Genomic DNA, 21441 nt, shown 5'->3' on the forward strand with positions numbered 1-21441 from the left:
CGCCGTCACCGGGCAAGAACGGCGCATGGACAGACAACACTGGAAGAAGATCTGGGTCGGCTCGGCGGGCAACATGGTCGAGTGGTTCGACTGGTTCGTGTACGCGACCTTCGCCACGTACTTCGCCGGAGCGTTCTTCCCGAGCGGCAACCCCACGGCCCAGTTGATGAACACGGCGGGCATCTTCGCGGTCGGGTTCTTCATGCGTCCCGTCGGCGGCTGGCTGCTCGGCCGGGTCGGCGACCGCAAGGGCCGCAAGGCGGCGCTGACACTGACCGTGACGCTGATGTCGGCGTCCGCGATCCTCATCGCCGTCGCGCCGACCTACGCCGTCGCCGGGTACGGCGGCGCGTTCGTGCTGCTCGTCGCGCGCCTCCTCCAGGGTCTGTCGGTCGGCGGCGAGTACGCGGCCAGCGCCACCTACCTCACCGAGGCCTCCGACCCGCGCCGGCGCGGCTTCGCCTCCAGCTTCCAGTACGTGTCCATGACCGCGGGTCAACTCGTCGGCCTCGCCCTGCAGATCCTCCTCCAGCGCACCATGTCCGACGAGGCGCTGCACAGTTACGGCTGGCGCATCCCCTTCGTGGTCGGCGCGCTCGGCGCGGCGATCGTCTTCTACCTGCGGCGCACCATGCTGGAGAGCGAGGTGTACGAGGAGGACACCAGCGGCGCCGAGGAGCGCGGCACGCTGCGCGCGCTGTGGCAGTACAAGCGCGAGGCGTTCCTGGTCATCGCGCTGACCATGGGCGGCACGGTCGCCTACTACACGTACACCACCTATCTGACGAAGTACCTGTCGAACTCGGCGGGCCTGCCCAAGGAGACCGCCACCCTCGTCTCCTTCACCGCGCTGTTCGTCTTCGCCTGCCTCCAGCCGCTCGCGGGCCGGCTCTCCGACCGGATCGGGCGGCGGCCGCTGCTGATCACCTTCGCGGTCGGCTCCACCGTCCTCACCGTGCCGATCATGGCCATGTTGAAGCACGCGGGCAGCTTCTGGCCCGCCCTCGGCCTGTCCCTGCTCGCCCTGGTCGTGGTCACCGGCTACACCTCGATCAACGCCTGTGTGAAGGCGGAGCTGTTCCCCACGGGCGTGCGCGCGCTGGGCGTCGCGCTGCCCTACGCGATCGCCAACGCCCTGTTCGGCGGCACGGCGGAGTACGTCGCCCTGTGGTTCAAGGACGCGGGCGTGGAGTCGGGCTTCTCCTGGTACGTCGCGGGCTGCGCCGCCGTCTCCCTCGTGGTGTACGTGACGATGCGCGAGACCAGGGACCTGGACCTGGCGCGCGTGGAGCCCCGCGAGGAGTCCACGCTGACGACCGCATCCTGAGACGCCCACCGGGCCGGGGGCGGTGCTGTGCCAGACTGCCCCCGTGCTCTCGTTCGCCATGATGATTGGCAGCAGGCGCGCCGGTCCGCAGTGACCATCACGTACGACCAGGTACGGGTGGCCATCGTCGTCCTCGACCCGCGCGCAGACCTCTCGCACCCGCGAGGGGTTTTTCGTTTTCCGGCCCACCATCAGCCGGGGAGCGGAGCGCGAGGGAGGATTGGGGGACGGTGGAGCCGGTCATTCCGGTAAGACCGAGAATCCAGTACAGGAGCCTTCAGACCATGACCGAGACGGCTACCAGCGGCCTCGACGACTCGTTCCACGTCTTCGACACCACGCTGCGCGACGGCGCCCAGCGCGAGGGCATCAACCTCACCGTCGCGGACAAACTCGCCATCGCCCGGCACCTGGACGACTTCGGCGTGGGCTTCATCGAGGGCGGCTGGCCCGGCGCGAACCCGCGGGACACCGAGTTCTTCGCCCGCGCGCAGGCGGAGCTCGACTTCAGGCACGCCCAGTTGGTCGCGTTCGGCGCCACCCGCCGGCCCGGCGCGAAGGCCGCGGACGACCCGCAGGTCAGGGCGCTGCTGAACTCCGGCGCCCCGGTCATCACCCTGGTCGCCAAGTCCCACGACCGGCACGTCGAACTCGCCCTGCGCACCACGCTGGACGAGAACCTGGAGATGGTCCGGGACACCGTCGCCTTCCTGACCGGCGAGGGCTGCCGCGTCTTCGTCGACTGCGAGCACTTCTTCGACGGCTACCGCGCCAACCCCGAGTACGCCAAGGCGGTCGTCCGCACCGCCGCGGAAGCGGGCGCCGACGTGGTCGTCCTGTGCGACACCAACGGCGGCATGCTCCCCGCCCAGATCCAGGCCGTCGTCTCGACCGTCCTCGCCGACACCGGCGCCCGCCTCGGCGTCCACGCCCAGGACGACACCGGCTGCGCGGTCGCCAACACCCTCGCCGCGGTGGACGCGGGCGCGACCCACGTCCAGTGCACGGCCAACGGCTACGGCGAACGCGTCGGCAACGCCAACCTCTTCCCGGTCGTCGCCGCCCTGGAACTGAAGTACGGCAAGAAGGTCCTCCCGGAGGGCCGCCTCCGCGAGATGACGCGGATCTCCCACGCCATCGCCGAGGTCGTCAACCTCACTCCCTCCACCCACCAGCCCTACGTCGGCGTCTCGGCCTTCGCGCACAAGGCCGGCCTGCACGCCTCGGCCATCAAGGTCGACCCCGACCTGTACCAGCACATCGACCCCGAGCAGGTCGGCAACACCATGCGGATGCTGGTCTCCGACATGGCGGGCCGCGCCTCCATCGAGCTCAAGGGCAAGGAGCTCGGCATCGACCTCGGCGGCGACCGCGAACTGGTCGGCCGGGTGGTCGAGCGCGTCAAGGAACGCGAACTGAACGGCTACAGCTACGAGGCGGCCGACGCGAGCTTCGAACTGCTGCTGCGCGCCGAGGCCGAGGGCGGCCCGCGCACGTACTTCGAGGTCGAGTCCTGGCGTGCCATCGCCGAGGACCGCCCCGACGGCAGCCACGCCAACGAGGCCACCGTCAAGCTCTGGGCCAAGGGCGAGCGCATCGTCGCCACAGCCGAGGGCAACGGCCCGGTCAACGCCCTGGACCGGGCGCTGCGGGTGGCCCTGGAGAAGATCTACCCGCAGCTGGCCGGCCTCGACCTGGTCGACTACAAGGTCCGCATCCTGGAGGGCCGGCACGGCACCAACTCCACGACCCGCGTCCTGATCTCCACCTCGGACGGCACCGGCGAGTGGTCCACGGTGGGCGTCGCCGACAACGTCATCGCCGCCTCCTGGCAGGCCCTGGAGGACGCCTACACCTACGGGCTGCTGCGGGCCGGAGTGCAGCCGGCCTCCTAGAGAGTTCCTAGGTCATGCCCGGTTTTCGGAGGGCTTCGGGTAGCGTCGAGATATGAAGGCCGTGCTACGGATCAAACGCCTCCCGGCACTGCTGCTGGCAGCCCTGGTGCTCATCGCCGGGGCGGTGCTGACACCGGGCGCGGTGGCGGCTGCCGCGCCGGTGAGCGCACCGCGCGCCGCGGCGGCGACCAGCGTCTCGGCCATCGCCGAGGCCCTCCGCAAGAACCCGGTGTACGTCGACCCGGCGGCCTCGGGCCAGCTGTCGAAGGCGGACGCCGACGCGCTGAGCAAGCAGATCAAGGACGCCGACAAGCCGCTGTTCGTCGCCGTCCTGCCTGCCGGCTACCCGACGAAGAACCTCTTCTCCGACCTGCGCACGGCCACCGGCGTCACCGGTCTGTACGCCATCCGCCTCGGCGACCGCTTCGACGCCCGCGCCGACCACTCGGTGATGTCCGGCGCGGCCGTGCGGAACCTGACCAGCAGCGTCCAGGGCGAGAACGCCAAGACCCAGCTGACCGACTTCACCGGCCGCGCCCTGACCAACATGGGCGGCCATGCCCCCGCGGCCTGGGGCGGCTCCGGTGACGGCGGCGTGTCCGGTACCGCTCTGATCGTCGCGGGCGCGGTGATCGTGCTCGGTGGCGTGGGCGCGTACACGCTGGTCCGGCGCGGCCGCCGACGGCGTGAGGACGAGCAGCGGGCCGCCCTGGAGCGGCTGCGGGTGGTGGTCGACGAGGACATCACCGCCTTCGGCGAGGAACTGGACCGCCTGGACTTCCATCCCGCCGAGCCGGGCGCGGACGACGCGATGCGCGCGGACTACGAACGCTCGCTGAACGCCTACGAGAAGGCGAAGGCCGCCATGGCCGAGGCGCGCAGGCCCGAGGACGTGCGCGCCGTCACCGAGGCGCTGGAGGAGGGCCGGTTCTCCCTCGCGCAGCTCGATGCCCGGCGCAAGGGCCGGCCGCTCCCGGAGCGCCGCCCGCCGTGCTTCTTCGACCCCCGTCACGGCCCCTCGGTCGCCGACGCGTCCTGGACCCCGCCCGGCGGGGCCACCCGTGAGGTTCCCGTCTGCGCGGCCGACCGGACCCGGCTGGCCGACGGCCTCGACCCCGCCGTCCGCGAGGTCGACACCGACTACGGCCGCCGCCCGTACTGGGACGCGGGCCCGGCCTACGGGCCCTGGGCCGGCGGCTACTTCGGCGGCGGCATCCTCCCCGGCCTGCTGGTCGGCACGCTGCTGGGCAGCATGATGGCGACCCCGTCGTATGCGGCCGACTACGGCACCGGGTACGGCGACTTCGGCGGCGGAGGTTACGAGGGCGGCGACATGTCCGGTGCGGACTTCGACACCGGCGACTTCGGCGGCGGCTTCGGCGACGGCGGCGGCTTCGGGGACGGCGGGGGAGGGGACTTCGGCGGCGGCGGGGACTTCGGCGGCGGCGGCTTCTGAGCCGGACGGCCCGGCCGGCCAGGCCGCGGACAGCCGAGCGCCCGTCCTCCGGTACGGGGAGTGGAGGACGGGCGCGCTCGTAGGGCGGGAGCGGGGAACGGCGGTACTCCGCCCGGCTCACGCGTTCTTGATCGCCGAGACGTCGAAGTTCAGCTTGATCTTGTCGGACACCAGGACGCCGCCGGTCTCCAGCGCGGCGTTCCAGGTCAGGCCCCAGTCGGAGCGCAGGATCTGCGCCTTGCCCTCGAAGCCGATGCGCTCGTTGCCGAACGGGTCCTTGGCGGAGCCGTTGAACTCGAGGTCGATGGTGAGCGGCTTGGTCACGCCCATGATCGTGAGGTCGCCGGTGACTCGGAAGTCGTCGCCGCCGAGCGCCTCCACCTTGGTGGAGCGGAACTCCATGGCCGGGAACTCGTCCGTCTTGAAGAAGTCTGCGGACTTCAGGTGCCCGTCGCGGTCGGCGTTGCCCGTGTCGATGCTGTCCATCTTCACGTCGACGGAGACCGAGGACTTCGCCGGGTCGCCCCCGGCCAGGTGGACCGACCCGGAGAAGTCGAGGAAGGCGCCCTTGACGTTGGTGACCATGGCGTGGCGGGCGGTGAAGCCGAGCGTCGTGTGCGACGGGTCGATCGTGTAGTCGCCGTTCAGGGCGGCCAGCTCGGGGTTCACCGCGGCGCGCGCGGCGGCGGGGGTGGTCTCGTCGGTGGTCTTGCGGCCGAAGATGCCCATGACTGCTGCTCCTTGGTGGGAATCCCGTTGAAGTTGAATATTCAACGAGGTTGATGGAGACGACCATAGACCCATTCGGTTCAACTTTCAACATCCTCGACGGGTGTGTCTCGAACGGCTGCGATCTGAGCGCGCCGGCCGCCTCCGTTCGAGGGCTCCATGTCACTCCGGGGATGGCATGCGCCAGGGGTGAATGTGAGGCGTCTTACGAGGGCCGTCTTTGTGACACCCCTACAAGCGTCAAGCCCTCTGAGCAGTCGGAACGGCTGCATATCGGCGAGGTTCTGTTCAGGGGTACCAGGAAAACGGGCCGGAGACTGTACGGAGTCGACGGCTCGCTTTCCTCGGTGTCCTTCGTATGGTCGCTACATGACCGTTTTGGAAGATGCCACGGGTGAGTCGACCAGCGAGCCGGCGGACGCGCGCGGGCGCGTCGCCGAGCTCCATGAGATCCGTGCGCGGGCGCTGGCGGGACCCAGCGAGAAGGCGACCGAGGCGCAGCACGCCAAGGGCAAGCTGACCGCCCGGGAGCGCATCGAGCTGCTGCTGGACCCCGGCTCCTTCCAGGAGGTCGAGCAGCTCCGCCGGCACAGGGCGACCGGATTCGGCCTGGAGACGAAGAAGCCCTACACCGACGGTGTCATCACCGGCTGGGGCACGGTCGAGGGCCGTACGGTCTTCGTGTACGCCCACGACTTCCGGATCTTCGGCGGCGCGCTGGGCGAGGCCCACGCCACCAAGATCCACAAGATCATGGACATGGCCATCGCGGCCGGTGCGCCCCTGGTCTCCCTCAACGACGGCGCCGGTGCCCGTATCCAGGAGGGCGTCTCCGCCCTCGCCGGCTACGGCGGCATCTTCCAGCGCAACACCAAGGCGTCCGGCGTCATCCCGCAGATCAGCGTGATGCTCGGCCCGTGCGCGGGCGGCGCGGCGTACAGCCCCGCCCTCACGGACTTCGTGTTCATGGTCCGCGACACCTCGCAGATGTTCATCACCGGCCCGGACGTCGTCAAGGCGGTCACCGGCGAGGAGATCACCCAGAACGGCCTCGGCGGCGCGGACGTGCACGCCGAGACGAGCGGCGTCTGCCACTTCGCGTACGACGACGAGGAGACCTGCATCGGGGAGGTCCGCTACCTCCTGTCGATGCTCCCGCAGAACAACCGGGAGAACCCGCCGCGCGTCGAGTCCTCGGACCCGGTCGACCGCCGCGGTGACGCGCTGCTCGACCTGGTCCCGGCGGACGGCAACCGGCCGTACGACATGGCGAAGGTCATCGAGGAGATCGTCGACGACGGCGAGTACCTGGAGGTCCACGAGCGCTGGGCGCGCAACATCATCTGCGCCCTGGCCCGCCTCGACGGCCAGGTCGTCGGCATCATCGCCAACCAGCCGCAGGTGCTGGCCGGTGTGCTGGACATCGAGGCCAGTGAAAAAGCTGCACGCTTTGTCCAGATGTGCGACGCTTTCAACATTCCGATCGTCACCTTCCTGGATGTGCCGGGCTTCCTCCCCGGCGTCGACCAGGAGCACGGCGGGATCATCCGGCACGGCGCGAAGCTGCTCTACGCCTACTGCAACGCGACCGTGCCGAGGATCTCGCTGATCCTCCGCAAGGCGTACGGAGGCGCGTACATCGTCATGGACAGCCAGTCCATCGGCGCCGACCTCACCTACGCCTGGCCCACCAACGAGATCGCCGTGATGGGCGCCGAAGGCGCGGCCAACGTCATCTTCCGCCGTCAGATCGCCGACGCCGAGGACCCCGAGGCCATGCGGCAGAAGATGGTCAAGGAGTACAAGGCCGAGCTGATGCACCCGTACTACGCGGCGGAGCGCGGTCTGGTCGACGACGTCATCGACCCTGCCGAGACCCGCGAGGTGCTCGTCAAGTCGCTGGCGATGCTGCACTCCAAGCACGCCGACCTGCCCTCCCGCAAGCACGGCAACCCCCCGCAGTAACCCCCGCGGACCCTGCGCGGCATCCCCGCGCACCCCTCTCTCACGGAGACCCACATCCATGAACACCCCTGACATCCGCGTCGAGAAGGGCCACGCCGACCCCGAGGAAGTCGCCGCCATCACGGCCGTCCTCCTCGCCCGCGCGGCCGCTCAGCCCGCCGCCACCACCCAGACCCACCGCGGCCGTGCGAAGGCCGGCTGGCGCCGCCTGGAGCGCGAGCCCGGCTTCCGGGCGCCGCACAGCTGGCACGCGTAGGCTGCGCCGCTCAGCAGAAGGAAAGGGGTCCCTCGTCACGAGGGGCCCCTTTCCTGTGCGGGGGAGTGCATCAAGCTCGGGTCCGGTGCAGCCACTGGGAAGCGGGGCCCCTGTCCGTGTGCCTGGCCGCCGCGGCTTCTCTTACCAGCAAGAAGGGCGGGGCCTCCACGAGTGGAGGCCCCGCCCTTCGTTGTGCGTGCGCTTTTACCGGAGCCGTGCCATCAAGGCGTGCTCGACCAAGGTGATCAGCGCCGACTTGGCGTCCGCGCGGTGGCGGGCGTCCGTCGTGATGATCGGGGTGTCCGGGCCGATCTGGAGAGCCTCGCGGACCTCGTCCGGCTGGTACGGCTGGCTGCCGTCGAAGCCGTTGAGGGCGATGACGAAGGGAAGACCGCTGTTCTCGAAGTAGTCGACCGCGGGGAAGCAGTCGGCGAGACGGCGGGTGTCGACCAGGACGATGGCGCCGATGGCGCCGCGGACCAGGTCGTCCCACATGAACCAGAAGCGGTCCTGACCGGGCGTACCGAAGAGGTACAGGATCAGGTCCTGGTCCAGGGTGATGCGGCCGAAGTCCATGGCGACCGTGGTGGTCTTCTTGTCCCCGGTGTGGGTGAGGTCATCGATGCCGGCCGAAGCGGACGTCATGACGGCCTCTGTGCGCAGCGGGTTGATCTCCGAGACGGCGCCGACGAACGTGGTCTTGCCCACGCCGAAGCCGCCCGCCACCACGATCTTCGCGGAAGTGGTGGAGCGGGAAGGACCGCCGCTAGAGCTTGCGAAGTCCACTGAGCACCCTTTCGAGCAGTGTCACGTCTGGCTGGCCACCGGCGTTCTCGTCGCCGCCGGGCTGATGGATGGCGACCAGGCCCGCCTCCGCCAAGTCGGCGACGAGGATCCTGGCCACGCCGAGAGGGATCGTGAGGAGGGCCGAGACTTCGGCCACCGACTTGATCTCACGGCAGAGGTTGCAGATCCGCTGATGCTCGGGCAGTTGGCCCTGCATCTGGTGCGGCTGCGCGGTGGTGTGCACCAGTGCCTCGATGGCGAGCTGGTACCGCGGGCGGGTCCGGCCGCCGGTCATGGCGTACGGACGGACCAGGGGGTTGTTCGATGCCCCGGCGGACGCCGGCTCGGGGCGACGCTGCGGCGGCTGCACCGGCTGGATACGCGGCGCCAGCGGCTGATCGTACGGCGAAGGGCCTGGACCCTGCGGCGCGTACGGCTGCTGGTGGCTCGGAGCGGAGGGGAAGTTGTACGGGTTCGCCGAACCATCGCCCGGGCCCTGGCCCTGGGCAGGTCCGTACGACCAGTTGCCCGAAGACGAATTGCCTGGGGGTGTTGCCACTTTCTCCTCCTCCGACTGCGCCGGGCACCCATCCATGGGGCGCCGCGTCCCGAAACCTTACGGGCACGGGACACGAACACGCATCGTCTGGTTGTTAGTTGAGAAGGCTTCCCTGGAGCTCCGCACGGAGATCCGGGGTAAGGACCGTGCCCGCGCGGTCCACCAGAAGGGCCATCTCGTACCCAATGAGTCCGATGTCCGCTTCCGGGTGGGCCAGGACCGCGAGCGACGAACCGTCAGATACGGACATGATGAAGAGGAATCCTCGCTCCATCTCCACAACTGTCTGGTTCACGCTGCCGCCCTCGAAGATCCGAGAGGCGCCTGCGGTCAGAGACGTCAGACCGGATGCGACGGCCGCGAGCTGATCGGCGCGGTCGCGCGGGAAGCCTTCGGACATCGCCAGAAGGAGTCCGTCGGCGGAGACCACCACGGTGTGGGACACCCCCGGGGTGTTGTCCACGAAGTTGGTGATCAACCAGTTCAGGTTCTGTGCCGCCTGGCTCATCGGGCTCACACTAACGCTCCTGGTTGTAGGTGCTGTCAGGACCGAAGCCCTGGCCGTTCGTTTCACTGCCTGCGCTGCGTCCACGCTGGACGCCCCGGCGCAGGTTGCTCAGTCGGCCCCGGACATCCTCCGGGGCGCGGGAGACCTGGGGGCCTCCCTGGGGGGTGCTCTCGGCGGTGCCCTCGACCAGGTTGGCCTTGGGTACCCGCCGCGGCAGACCGGAGGAGGTGACCCCGCCCGCCTTCGGCTTGCGCAGCTGCGAAGCCTGCTGCCAGCGCTCGTCGTTGGCCGAACGCCAGCTGTCTTCACCGGTGTTGGTGTTGTCCGCCGCGGGGGCCGGCGTCTCCTGCCGCGTGTGCCCCATGCCGCTCGCGCCGTTGCCGTTCGGGCCGCCCGCGAGGGGGCCACGGCGGGGCAGACCGGCGTCGGTCAGCGGGGAGGCAGCGGGGGAGGGCCGTCCCGGACGGTCGAAGCCTACGCCGTTCGACGCGCTCACGTCACCGGCCTGCGGCGATTCCGCTTCCGGAGCGTACTGGGACGGGTACCCGTTCTGGTAACCGCCGTCCTGCTGCGGCCAGTCGTCCTGGAAGGACTGCTCGTTGTAGCCCTGGGACTGCTGCTCGCCGTAACCGGGCTCGGCGTAGCCGCCGTTCGCGGAGAAGGCGTCGTTCTGCTGCTGCATGCCGCCGTTCGGCGCGAAGTACTGCTCGTCGTACGAGGGCTGCTGCTGGCCGTAGCCGGCCTGGTGCTGCTCCGGGAAGTCAGCCGGGGCGGCGTAGTCCTGCCGCCCGTCGAACTCGCCGCCGTACGCGGGAGATTCGGGGGCGTGCTGCTGGCCGGGCTGGAGCTCGTGCGGCTCCTGGCCGTGCGTCTGGGCCTCCAGGGCCGCACGGCGCTCCTCGCGCATGAGGGAACGGCCGACCGGGTCCAGCTCGCGGATGTCGTCCGGAACCTCGTAGCGGCTGTCGTCGAAGCCGAGCTCGGCCGCGGTGCGCAGCGGCTGCGGCTGCGGGTTGAAGCTCTCGCCCCGGAAGTCCTGCTCCGGGATGATCTGCGAGACCGTGAACTCCTCGCGGGCCTGCTGGTCGCCGCCACCACCGTGGGTGATCGCGTCGGGCAGCATGACCAGGGAGGTCGTACCCGCCTGCTCGCCCGAGGGGCGGAGCTGGACGCGGATGCCGTGCCGGTCGGAGAGGCGGCCGACCACGAACAGGCCCATGCGCTGCGAGATCGCGGCGTCGACGCTCGGCGGGTTGGCGAGCTTGTGGTTGATCTCGGCAAAGTCCTCGGCCGTGAGGCCGATGCCCTTGTCGTGGATCTCGACCATGACGCGGCCGTCGGGGAGACGGGTCGCGGTGACGCGGACCTTGGTCTGCGGGGAGGAGAACGTGGTGGCGTTCTCCAGCAGCTCGGCGAGCAGGTGCACGAGGTCGGTCACGGCGCGGCCGTGGATCTCGGCCTCCGGAACGCCGGAGAGCTCGATGCGCTCGTACTGCTCCACCTCGGAGGAGGCGGCGCGCAGGACGTCGACCAGCGGGACCGGCTGGTCCCAGCGGCGGCCCGGCTCCTCGCCGGCGAGGACGAGGAGGTTCTCGCCGTTGCGGCGCATACGGGTCGCGAGGTGGTCCAGCTTGAAGAGGTTCTCCAGCTGGTCCGGGTCGGCCTCGTTGTTCTCCAGGTCGGTGATCAGGGTCAGCTGACCCTCGATGAGCGACTGGTTGCGGCGCGACAGGTTGGTGAAGATCGCGTTGATGTTGCCCCGGAGCAGAGCCTGCTCGGCGGCGAGCCGCACGGCCTCGCGGTGGATCTGGTCGAAGGCGCGGGCGACCTCGCCGATCTCGTCCGTGGTGGTGATCGGGATGGGCGTCACACGGGTGTCGACGCGACCCGGGTCCGTGCGGGAGAGCTGGTCGACCAGCATCGGCAGACGCTGCTCGGCGACGTCGAAGGCGGCGTGGCGCAGCTTGCGCATCGCGCGGCTCATCTGGCGCGCCACCATGCCGGCCAAGGCGAACGCGGCGAGCAGGGCGAGGAGGACCACACCACCGGTGATGAAGGCGGACGTACGGGCGTCGTCGGCGATGCCCGAGGCCTCCTTCACCGCGTTGTCGGCCAGGTCGGACTCGATCTTGCGGTACGCGTCGAACTTGAGGGTGTTGACCGCCCACCAGTTCTCCGGGGTGATGCCCTTCTGGGCGAGCGCCTGGCGGGTGAGGGGGCTGGTGTCCGGCATCCTCGCCACGGCGCCGATCAACGTCTCCGGCTTGGCCGGCGGCGGGACGTAGGCCGGGTTCTTCAGCTTGGCCTCGCGGGCCATCGCCGCGCCCTTGTCCTTGACGGCCTGCTCGGCGTCCTCGAGCTTCTGGGTGTCCTCGTCGGTGCCACCGCCGAGGTACTCCTCGACGGCGATGCGCTCCAGGTAGGCGTACGAGGCGAGCGAGGTGCGCTGCGTGGTCAGGTTCGGGGCGTCGGGACCCGGCTTGATCAGCAGGTGCATACCGATCGAGCGCTCGAGCGACAGGGCCGCCTTGGTGAGCGACATCGCGTAGACGGTACGGCCGTAAGAAGTGATGTTGCCGGTGCCCAGACCGAGTTCGTTGGCGAACTCCATCAGGGGGTGGGCGACCTTGACGTAGCCCTCTTCGGTCTGTACGCCGTTGAGCTTGGTGGTGTACGCGGCCGCGCGCAGGTTCTGGAGCGTGGGCTCCACCTCGCCGAACAGCCGCAGCCGGCGCTGGAGGCCGGGCGTCTCGGGCGCGTTCTGCGCGGCCTGGTGGAAGGCCTCGGCGGCCTGGTCCGTCTTCTTGCGGACCGCGGTGACCGTGGCCTGGTCCTTCTTCAGCAGCAGCGGGGCCGCGCTGGTGTCACGTTCGATGTAGAGCGCGTTGGCGTAGGTCTCGGCGGCGCGGACCAGGAGCGCGGTGTTCTCCGCGTCGCGGGCCTCGTTCCAGGTGTCGATCGAGCTCTTCACCTGGAAGCCGCCCATGACGAGGCCGACCAGCACGGGAATGAGCAGGATCGCGTTCAGCCGCGTCGGCACTCGCCAGTTGCTCGGGGAGAAGCGGCCGCCACTGGGGGCGGGATCGGCCGCTGGCTCAGGACCGGGCACAGGGGCGGGCGCCGCAGCGCGCGGCGGCGGGGTGAAGTTGCCCCGCGCCGACGGCTCGGGACCGTTCTTGCTTCGCCTCACTCGACCAACAACCTCTCGGCGGCGGGCACCTACGTCGTGCCGCAGACTCTCAGCGCCCGGTGTGTCTTCGACCACTCTTCAGTACGGCCTTGACTAATGGGCAGTTCAGGCATTCCAGCACGTCGACCAGCCCTCTTCCAAACAGCCGGAATCAGGGAAAGCGGGGACGTCAAGCCGCCGATAAATCGGTCATAAAGAGCGAGCCCCGTCAAATGGCGGGACCTTTGTGAGCGCAGCGACATCGGTTGTGCGCGACGCGTGGTGATACCACCGGATTCCTCTGCCGAAACGTTATGAACGCCGGAGCCGACCGTGTCAAAGGCCACAGTCGGATCCGGCGACGTTACGACAACTGCCGTATGTCACTCCTGACTTGAGTGCTACTTCAGGCGTGCCATGAGGGCGTGCTCGACGAGTGTGATCAGCGCGCTCTTGGCGTCCGAGCGGTGCCGGGCGTCCGTCGTGACGATCGGGGCGTCCGGTCCGATCTGGAGCGCCTCACGCACCTCTTCGGGTGCATAGGGCTGATGTCCTTCGAAGCCGTTGAGGGCGACGACGAAGGGAAGACCGCTGTTCTCGAAGTAGTCGACCGCGGGAAAGCAGTCGGCCAGCCGCCGGGTGTCGACCAGCACCACGGCGCCGATGGCGCCGCGGACCAGGTCGTCCCACATGAACCAGAAACGGTCCTGACCGGGCGTACCGAAGAGGTACAGGATCAGGTCCTGGTCCAGGGTGATACGGCCGAAGTCCATGGCGACCGTGGTGGTCGTCTTGCCCCCGGTGTGCGTGAGGTCGTCGATGCCCGCGCTGGCGGACGTCATCACGGCCTCCGTGCGCAGCGGGTTGATCTCCGAGACGGCGCCGACGAACGTGGTCTTGCCCACGCCGAAGCCGCCCGCCACCACGATCTTCGCGGAGGTGGTCGCCCGGCCTCCGTCAGAGCTTGCGAAGTCCACTGAGCACCCTTTCGAGCAGTGTCACGTCCGGTGCACCGCCGTTGTTCTCGTCGCCGCCCGGCTGGTGGACGGCGACCAGGCCGGCCTCGGCGAGGTCGGCCACCAGGATCCGGGCCACGCCCAGGGGCATGGCGAGCAGGGCCGACACCTCGGCCACCGACTTCACCTCTTGGCATAGGTGGCAGATGCGCTGGTGCTCGGGAAGCAGCCCCATGAGCGCAGCGGGGTCCGCGGTGGTGCTGATCAAGGCCTCGATGGCGAGCTGATAGCGAGGCCGGGTCCGGCCTCCCGTCATCGCGTACGGGCGTACCAACGGCTCGTCGCCCTCGTCCCCGTACGGCTGCGCGTACGGATCATGGGAGGCGGTGGGCGGTGTCATGAATCCTCCGGGCGGGACAGCAAGTTGGTCAGTCGTGCCGTCTGACGGGGCCGGTGGGGGGATTGTGTCGGCCGGACGGTGATTTGGTGAGACGGGTGGATCCGGGGTCGGTCAGTGGAGCAGACTTCCCTGCAGTTCGGCGCGCAGGTCGGGCGTGAGGACCGCCCCCGCGCGGTCCACGAGGAGCGCCATCTCGTAGCCGACGAGGCCGATGTCGCACTCCGGGTGGGCCAGAACGGCCAGGGACGAGCCGTCCGAGACGGACATGAGGAAGAGAAATCCCCGCTCCATCTCGACCACCGTCTGCGCCACGCTGCCGCCCTCGAAGATCCGGGACGCCCCGGCCGTGAGCGAGGTGAGTCCCGACGCGACGGCCGCCAGCTGATCGGCGCGATCCCGTGGGAATCCCTCCGACATCGCCAGCAGAAGGCCGTCGGCCGACACCACGATGGTGTGGGACACCCCTGGGGTGTTGTCCACGAAGTTGGTGATCAACCAGTTGAGATTCTGTGCCGCTTGACTCATCTGGCTCAACTAACGCTCCTGCTGGTGAGTGGGGCTCGGGAAGCTGCCGGTCTGGCCGCTGCTGGCCTGACGACCTTGCGAGATACCCCGACGGAGATTGGTCAGCCGACCGCGTACGTCGTCGGGCGCACGCGAGACCTGCGGACCGGTTTGGTGCTGCGGCTGCTGCTGGGCGGTACCGGCGACGAGGTTCGCCCCGGGTGCCCGGCGCGGCAGGCCGGATGTGGTGACGCCGCCCGCTGCGGGCTGGCGTACGCGCTCGGCCTGACGGACGAGGTCGTCGTTGGGCGAGCTGCGCCAGGCGGCGGCGGAGGGGCGCTGCTGCCTGGCGGAGGAAGCGGATTCGGGACCGGCGGCCTGCGGCGCCTGCGCCGGACCGCCCGCCTGCTGCTGACCGTGGAACCAGTTGGTCTCCAGGGTGTCGTACAGCGGCGTACGGCCGTCGCCGCCATCCGCCGACGGCAGTGCCTCGGGCACCTGACGGGCCTGCCGCTGCTGCGGGGCCTGAGGCGCCTGCGGGCGCTCGAACTGACCCGTGTGCTGCGGGGAGTTGGCGTTGGCGGCGTTGTCGCGGCGGCCGGGCGCTGAGTGCCGCCCGGCGGCGGGTGCCTCGTAGCCCTGCGCCGGGAACTGCCCGGTGGAGCCGGCGTCGTACGACTGCGGAGCGGCGACCTGGCCCGTGGACGGCCCCGACTGCCGGCCGCCCGGCGCACCGAAGATGTCCGAGCGGACGAACGAGCCCGTGTCCTGCTGACCACCCGAGTTCGGGTGGGGGAACTGGCCCGTGTCCTGCTGCGGGAACTGGCCGGTGTCCTGCTGGCCGCCCATGCCCGGGTGGGGGTACTGGCCCGCGTTCTGGGCGCCGCCCTGGCCGTGGAAGTCCTGGTCGTGGCCGCGCGGAGCGTCCATCGGGGCGCGGGACAGCGACGGCTGGGCGTTGCCGTCGCTCCAGCTCGGCGTGCGCTGCTCGCTGCCGCCCGGCAGTTCGGGCCGTGCGCCGCCGCGCGCCGGCAGCTGCGGCTGACGGCCCCGGTCGGCGCCGTTGTCACGCTGCTGCATGGGGGAGGGGCCGCGGCCGCCGCCCCCGAAGGCGTCCTGCTGCGGACCGCCCGGCTGGGCGGCCTGGAGACCCTGCGGGGCACCCGGCGCCTGGGCGCCGAAGCTGCCGCCGAAGGCGTCCTGCTGCGGTCGGCCCTGCTGGGGCACCGACGGAGCCTGCGGTCCGCGCGAGCCGGGCCCGCCGGGACGGCCGCCCTGGCCCGCGCCCGGCAGCTCGGCCCGCGGACCCGCACCGGAGCCGACCTGACCGCGAGGCGAGGCGCCGGCACCGAGACGTCCGCCGGACGGGCCGCCGGCGGCACCGAAGGCACCGCCGCCCTGACCGCCGTTACGGCGCGCTGCCGCCGCACCCGCGGCGGCCTGCGCCGCGGCCGGACCGCCGACCGCGGGGGCGCCGCCCTTGCCGCCCGGAGCGGGCTTCTTGCCGCCCTGGGCGACGTCGACGGGCAGCATGACCAGCGCGGTCGTACCACCGGAGTCGGACGGGCGCAGCTGGATGCGGATGCCGTGGCGCTGCGACAGACGGCCGACCACGAACAGACCCATGCGCCGGGAGACCGAGACGTCCACGGTGGGCGGCGCGGCGAGCCGCTCGTTGATGGCGGCGAGGTCCTCGGGGGACAGACCGATACCGGTGTCGTGGATCTCGATCAGCACCCGGCCGTCGGGCAGGGCGTGACCGGTGACCTTGACCTTGGTCTGCGGCGAGGAGAAGGAGGTCGCGTTCTCCAGCAGCTCGGCGAGCAGGTGCACGAGGTCGTTGACGACGCGGCCGGCGACTTCGGTGGTCGGGACCGCGGCGAGCTCGATGCGCTCGTACTGCTCCACCTCGGAGGCGGCGGCGCGGAGCACGTCGACCAGCGGGACCGGGCGGGTCCAGCGGCGGCCGGGCTCCTCACCGGCGAGGACGAGGAGGTTCTCACCGTTACGGCGCATGCGCGTCGCGAGGTGGTCGAGCTTGAAGAGCGAGGACAGCTGGTCCGGGTCGGCCTCGCGGGACTCCAGCTCGGAGATGAGCGAGAGCTGACGCTGGATCAGACCCTGGGAGCGGCGCGAGAGGTTGGTGAACATCGCGTTGACGTTGCCCCGCAGCAGGGCCTGCTCGGCCGCCAGACGGACCGCCTCGCGGTGCACGTCGTCGAAGGCCGCGGCCACCTGGCCGATCTCGTCCCGGGAGTGCACACCGACCGACTCCACGGACGTGTCGACGTCCTGCGGGTCGGACTCGGACAGCTGCTTGACCAGCTCGGGCAGACGGTCCTGGGCGACGCGGGTGGCGGTGTCCTGGAGCCGGCGCAGCGAGCGGATCATGGAGCGGGCCACGACGAACGCGCCGACCAGCGAGACACCGAGCACCAGCAGGATCAGCGCACCGGAGATGATCGCTTCCTCCTCGGAGGAGGAGCGCAGCTCGCGTGCCTTCTGTTCCATGTCCTCGAGCAGCCCGTGCTCGATCTTCTTCATCTCCAGGATCTTGACCGAGCTGTCGTCGATCCAGTCGCGGTACGAGCGCTTCGGAAGCCCGCTCAGGCCGTTCGGGCTGCCGAGTGCCCGCTGGGCGTACTTGTCTGCGGACTCGATGGTGGGGCTGCCCTCGTCGATGGGCCGGAGTATCTCCTCGGCGCCCTCGTCGGCGTAGATCTTCCGGAAGATGGAGATCTCGGAGTCCTCGCTCTGGAGCGCGGACTGGGCGTAGAGGCGGTCGTTCTCGGAGATGTCGCCCGTGGTCGTCTTGTTGGCGGGCAGGGCCGCGGCGATGACGGCGCGCTGGACGGAGGCGTACTCCTTGGCGCTGGAGAAGGCCGCCAGGGCGCGGGTGCGCTGGATCATCTCCGGGTTGCTGGACGCCTCGGCCATGTCCTGCGAGAGGTCGATCAGCTGGGTGATCAGCCGGTGGTACGCCTCGACGGTCCGGGTCGAGTTGTCCTTCGACTGGTAGGCGTCGTGACGGATCCGGGAGAGGCTGTTCAGCTGCTCGGTCAGGCCGACGAGGCTGTCGCGGACGCCCAGCAGCTGACCGTTCTTGCTCGCCGCGTCGATCCGCTCGGCGGCGTCCTCGAAGTTCTTGTCCGCCCGGTCCGTCTTCTCCTGGACGCCCTTGACGGTGTAGTCGGTCGCCTTCAGGCCATGGGCCAGCGGGCCGGCGGACTCATCGCGCTCCTCCTGGAGCGCGGCGGCCAGCTCGGTCGCCTGCTTGGTCATGTCCGTCAGCAGCTTCATGTTGTCGAGCTGCTGGATGTTGTCCATGGAGTCGCTGATGCGCAGCGCGCCCAGCGACGTGGCCGCGACCACGGGGAGCGCGAGCAGCGACACCAGGCGCGTGGAGATGCGCCAGTTGCGCAGCGCCAGGCGCGAGCCGGACTCGGCCGGCCCCGTCGACGACGGCTTCACGGTCGGTGTGGGGCTGGGCTTCGCTGACGGCGTGCCGGGGCGCCCGGAGCGCTCACCGCCGCCGCCGGAGGACAGGCCCGGCTTCTGGGCGTGCTGGGGCGAGGATCCGCGGTCGGTCCCACCACGCGCCTCCGACTCCGCCGGAGCGCTGCCATCCCTCTTGAAACGTCCCTGCACTAGCGTCGCAACCTCTGGACCAGGCGCCCCTCCGGGTGAACGGAAGGACACGGTGTCGGCGTCGTGGAGAGCGCCCTGAATACGCTCCCCGGGTGGTCGTCAGCAACCGGCGCCGGCTCCCCCGTCTCCCGCCACTTCGGCGCTGCTGCGCCCCGTGTACGCCGGTTCGGTCCTGCGGCGGTCCAGGGGATTCCAGCACAGTGCCGGATCTCCCAACAAGGCCCGTGAGTAAGGCCGGGGCGGTGGTGACCGCACGTGAGTGCGGGATCACGAAGCGTGGAAAATGATCTCGCACATAACGGACTTATTCCTGCGAGTCGCCACGGGATGAGGGCTGTCCCAGTCGCCATGATCAGGAGCGGAATGTTGGCTTCAGTTGGTCAATGTCCGTTTCGTGGGGCCGGGTTGCCCGTCAGAATTGACCGAATTGTGATCGGGGCCGTGAGCAAACTCACACGGTGATCATGGGTAATTCACGGCTTCGGCGCTGAATCGCATGTTTAGCCTGACGCTTTACAAGAGGCATGCCTCTGCCAAGGCCGACAGGACAGGGTTCGTACCACCGTGAAGACGATGATGTTCCGCAACATAGCCAACCCGCGTCGTACGACTCTGGCGCACCTCGAGGACGCGGAGGCGCTGCAGATCCCGGAACTGCCGGAGCACGCCGTCGACCTCCCGGCCAACACCGCCAACCCCCGGCGCACCATCCTCATGGAGATCCCGGTCGCGGCCGTCGCCGCGGAGTAGGACCCGCGGGGACCGCGGCCGCGCGCCGCGGTCCCGCCGGCCGCAAGGGCGCCCTCTTCGGAGCGGCGCCCTTCGTCGTACGCCGTAATCCGCTCGCCGTACGCCGTAATCCGCGAGGTCGCGGGCCCCTGCCGCGTTAGCCTGGAGCGTCAGACTCCAGCCGGCTCGGTCTTCTCAGGTAAGGGGCGCAGGATCCCGTGCGCATCGCCAGGTTCTCCATCGACGGGAACGTCGCCTTCGGCGCGGTCGAGGGTGACAAGCAGGACGAACTCGTCCTCGACATCATCAAGGGCATCCCGTTCGCGGAATACGAGCTCTCCGGCACGAAGGTGCCGCTGAGCAAGGTCAGGCTGCTTCCGCCCGTGCTGCCGAACAAGGTCGTGGCCTTCGGCCGCAACTACGCGGAGCACGCCAGGGAGATGGGCAACGCGGAGCCCGAGGCCCCGTTCGCCTTCTTCAAGCCGTCGACCTCGGTCGTCGGCTCCGGCGACGAGATCCAGTACCCGCCGTTCACCCAGCAGCTCGACTACGAGGGCGAGCTCGCGGTGGTCATCGGCCGTATGTGCCGCGAGGTCCCGCGCGAGCGTGTCCAGGACGTCATCCTCGGCTACACCTGCGCCAACGACATCACCGCGCGCGACGTACAGAAGCGCGAGGCCCAGTGGGCCCGCGCCAAGGGCTTCGACTCGTCCTGTCCGCTCGGCCCCTGGGTGGAGACGGACATCGACCTCGCCACCGCGTCCGACCTGACCATCCAGACCACCGTCAACGGTGAGCAGCGGCAGCTCGGCAGCACGAGCCAGATGATCCATCCCATCGCGGACCTGATCGTCAACATCTCCGAGGCCATGACGCTGCTGCCCGGCGACGTCATCCTCACCGGCACCCCTGCAGGGGTCGGCCCCCTGAGTGTCGGCGACGAGGTCGCCGTCACCATCGAAGGCATCGGCACTCTCACCAACAAGGTTGTAAAGCGTGGCTAGCGCACCCGTACGCGTCCGTTTCTGCCCGTCCCCCACCGGTAACCCGCACGTGGGCCTGGTCCGCACCGCCCTGTTCAACTGGGCGTTCGCGCGGCACCACCAGGGCACCCTGGTCTTCCGCATCGAGGACACCGACGCGGCCCGCGACTCCGAGGAGTCGTACAACCAGCTGCTCGACGCGATGCGCTGGCTGGGCTTCGACTGGGACGAGGGCCCCGAGGTCGGCGGCCCGCACGCGCCGTACCGGCAGTCGCAGCGCATGGACCTCTACAAGGACGTCGCGCAGAAGCTCCTGGACGCCGGCCACGCCTACCACTGCTACTGCTCCCAGGAGGAGCTGGACAGCCGCCGCGAGGCCGCCCGCGCCGCCGGCAAGCCCTCCGGCTACGACGGCCACTGCCGCGAGCTGAGCGCCGCGCAGGTCGAGGAGTACAAGGCCCAGGGTCGCGAGCCGATCGTCCGCTTCCGCATGCCGGACGAGACGATCACCTTCGACGACCTGGTCCGCGGCGAGCTGACGTTCACCCCGGAGAACGTGCCGGACTACGGCATCGTCCGCGCCAACGGCGCCCCGCTCTACACGCTGGTGAACCCGGTCGACGACGCCCTGATGGACATCACCCACGTCCTGCGCGGCGAGGACCTGCTCTCCTCCACCCCCCGCCAGATCGCCCTGTACAAGGCGCTCATGGAGCTGGGCATCGCGAAGCGGATCCCGGCCTTCGGCCACCTGCCGTACGTGATGGGCGAGGGCAACAAGAAGCTGTCGAAGCGCGACCCGCAGTCGTCGCTGAACCTCTACCGCGAGCGCGGCTTCCTGCCCGAGGGGCTGCTCAACTACCTGTCCCTGCTGGGCTGGTCGCTCTCGGCGGACCAGGACATCTTCTCGGTCGAGGAGATGGTCGCGGCCTTCGAGATCTCCGACGTGAACCCCAACCCGGCGCGCTTCGACCTGAAGAAGTGCGAGGCGATCAACGCCGACCACATCCGCATGCTCGACGTGAAGGACTTCACGGAGCGCTGCCGGCCGTGGCTGCAGGCCCCGTTCGCCCCCTGGGCGCCGGAGGACTTCGACGAGGCCAAGTGGCAGGCGGTCGCCCCGCACGCCCAGACCCGTCTCAAGGTCCTGTCCGAGATCACGGACAACGTCGACTTCCTGTTCCTCCCGGAGCCGGTCCTCGACGAGCCCAGCTGGACGAAGGCGATGAAGGAGGGCTCGGACGCCCTGCTGCGCACGGCCCGCGAGAAGCTGGAGTCGGCCGACTGGACCTCTCCGGACTCCCTGAAGGAGGCCGTCCTGGCCGCCGGCGAGGCCCACGGCCTGAAGCTCGGCAAGGCCCAGGCCCCGGTCCGCGTGGCCGTCACCGGCCGCACGGTCGGCCTCCCGCTCTTCGAGTCCCTGGAGATCCTGGGCAAGGAGAAGACCCTGTCCCGCATCGACGCGGCCCTGGCCAAGCTGGCGGCGTGACGCGAGACGCCTGAGGGGCGGCACCCGGCTGGTTCCGGGTGCCGCCCCTCACGCATGTCCGCCCCGGCCCCGCCGTTTCCCG

General features: G+C 70.0%; 17 protein-coding genes. 8 read left to right on the top strand and 9 right to left on the bottom strand.

All coding sequences use genetic code 11. The features are described 5' to 3' along the window. Nucleotides 1-25 precede the first annotated feature (25 nt). The 3 genes from QFZ74_RS22465 (at nucleotide 26) to QFZ74_RS22475 (ending at nucleotide 4678) form a co-directional block, all read left to right on the top strand. Complete coding sequence (locus tag QFZ74_RS22465; RefSeq protein ID WP_307622613.1) at nucleotides 26-1327, top strand: MFS transporter; 1302 nt, start codon at nucleotides 26-28, stop codon at nucleotides 1325-1327. Nucleotides 1328-1611: 284 nt separating this feature from the next. Beyond that, nucleotides 1612-3222, top strand: coding sequence for a citramalate synthase (gene cimA / locus QFZ74_RS22470; protein WP_307622614.1), 1611 nt, complete (start codon nucleotides 1612-1614; stop codon nucleotides 3220-3222). Nucleotides 3223-3274: 52 nt separating this feature from the next. Next, complete coding sequence (locus QFZ74_RS22475) at nucleotides 3275-4678, top strand: hypothetical protein (protein WP_307622615.1); 1404 nt, start codon at nucleotides 3275-3277, stop codon at nucleotides 4676-4678. 117 nt (nucleotides 4679-4795) lie between these two features. On the opposite strand, the gene QFZ74_RS22480 is transcribed toward QFZ74_RS22475, so the two are convergent. Then, entirely contained in the window at nucleotides 4796-5407 is a 612-nt protein-coding gene (locus tag QFZ74_RS22480) for a YceI family protein (RefSeq protein ID WP_307622616.1), read from the bottom strand. Between the two features lie 369 nt (nucleotides 5408-5776). Between QFZ74_RS22480 and QFZ74_RS22485 the strand changes: the two genes are divergently transcribed. Together QFZ74_RS22485 and QFZ74_RS22490 are read left to right on the top strand one after the other, a co-directional pair. Continuing rightward, the gene (locus QFZ74_RS22485; RefSeq protein ID WP_307622617.1) at nucleotides 5777-7372 is read left to right on the top strand and encodes an acyl-CoA carboxylase subunit beta; all 1596 of its coding nucleotides are present in this window, start codon (nucleotides 5777-5779) and stop codon (nucleotides 7370-7372) included. 58 nt (nucleotides 7373-7430) lie between these two features. Continuing rightward, nucleotides 7431-7628 (top strand): acyl-CoA carboxylase subunit epsilon, encoded by a 198-nt coding sequence (locus QFZ74_RS22490; RefSeq protein ID WP_307622618.1) that lies wholly within the window; start codon nucleotides 7431-7433, stop codon nucleotides 7626-7628. A 204-nt stretch (nucleotides 7629-7832) separates the two neighbouring features. Here QFZ74_RS22490 and QFZ74_RS22495 read toward each other — a convergent pair whose 3' ends face one another. The 8 genes from QFZ74_RS22495 to QFZ74_RS22530 all read right to left on the bottom strand — a co-directional run bounded on the left by QFZ74_RS22495 (nucleotide 7833) and on the right by QFZ74_RS22530 (nucleotide 18158). Next, entirely contained in the window at nucleotides 7833-8414 is a 582-nt protein-coding gene (locus QFZ74_RS22495; protein WP_307622619.1) for an ATP/GTP-binding protein, read from the bottom strand. Next, nucleotides 8395-8973 carry a DUF742 domain-containing protein gene (locus tag QFZ74_RS22500; RefSeq protein WP_307622620.1) on the bottom strand — a complete coding sequence of 193 codons (579 nt, stop codon included), beginning with the start codon at nucleotides 8971-8973 and terminating at the stop codon, nucleotides 8395-8397. Before QFZ74_RS22500 ends, QFZ74_RS22495 begins: the two co-directional genes overlap by 20 nt. A 94-nt stretch (nucleotides 8974-9067) precedes the next feature. Continuing rightward, nucleotides 9068-9481, bottom strand: a complete 414-nt coding sequence (locus QFZ74_RS22505) for a roadblock/LC7 domain-containing protein (RefSeq protein WP_005479603.1) — start codon at nucleotides 9479-9481, stop codon at nucleotides 9068-9070. A 10-nt stretch (nucleotides 9482-9491) separates the two neighbouring features. Beyond that, nucleotides 9492-12671: a nitrate- and nitrite sensing domain-containing protein gene (locus QFZ74_RS22510; RefSeq protein ID WP_307622621.1), complete on the bottom strand. Its 3180-nt coding sequence runs from the start codon at nucleotides 12669-12671 to the stop codon at nucleotides 9492-9494. Between the two features lie 380 nt (nucleotides 12672-13051). Continuing rightward, a complete protein-coding gene (locus tag QFZ74_RS22515) occupies nucleotides 13052-13627 on the bottom strand; it encodes an ATP/GTP-binding protein (RefSeq protein ID WP_307622622.1) in 576 nt (191 codons plus the stop codon). Continuing rightward, nucleotides 13608-14006: a DUF742 domain-containing protein gene (locus QFZ74_RS22520; RefSeq protein WP_307622623.1), complete on the bottom strand. Its 399-nt coding sequence runs from the start codon at nucleotides 14004-14006 to the stop codon at nucleotides 13608-13610. The genes QFZ74_RS22515 and QFZ74_RS22520 overlap by 20 nt, the downstream gene beginning before the upstream one ends. 111 nt (nucleotides 14007-14117) lie before the next feature. Then, nucleotides 14118-14531, bottom strand: coding sequence for a roadblock/LC7 domain-containing protein (locus QFZ74_RS22525; protein ID WP_307624245.1), 414 nt, complete (start codon nucleotides 14529-14531; stop codon nucleotides 14118-14120). 9 nt (nucleotides 14532-14540) lie between these two features. After that, a complete protein-coding gene (locus tag QFZ74_RS22530) occupies nucleotides 14541-18158 on the bottom strand; it encodes a nitrate- and nitrite sensing domain-containing protein (protein WP_307622624.1) in 3618 nt (1205 codons plus the stop codon). A 573-nt stretch (nucleotides 18159-18731) separates the two neighbouring features. Here QFZ74_RS22530 and QFZ74_RS22535 point away from each other — a divergent pair. From QFZ74_RS22535 to gltX, 3 genes are all read left to right on the top strand, one after another. Further along, entirely contained in the window at nucleotides 18732-18908 is a 177-nt protein-coding gene (locus QFZ74_RS22535) for a hypothetical protein (RefSeq protein ID WP_307622625.1), read from the top strand. A gap of 197 nt (nucleotides 18909-19105) precedes the next feature. Next, complete coding sequence (locus QFZ74_RS22540; protein ID WP_307622626.1) at nucleotides 19106-19891, top strand: fumarylacetoacetate hydrolase family protein; 786 nt, start codon at nucleotides 19106-19108, stop codon at nucleotides 19889-19891. Then, a complete protein-coding gene (gene gltX / locus QFZ74_RS22545) occupies nucleotides 19884-21359 on the top strand; it encodes a glutamate--tRNA ligase (RefSeq protein WP_307622627.1) in 1476 nt (491 codons plus the stop codon). The genes QFZ74_RS22540 and gltX overlap by 8 nt, the downstream gene beginning before the upstream one ends. Nucleotides 21360-21441: the final 82 nt, after the last annotated feature.

The sequence above is a fragment of the Streptomyces sp. V3I7 genome, assembly GCF_030817495.1.
Lineage (GTDB): Bacteria > Actinomycetota > Actinomycetes > Streptomycetales > Streptomycetaceae > Streptomyces.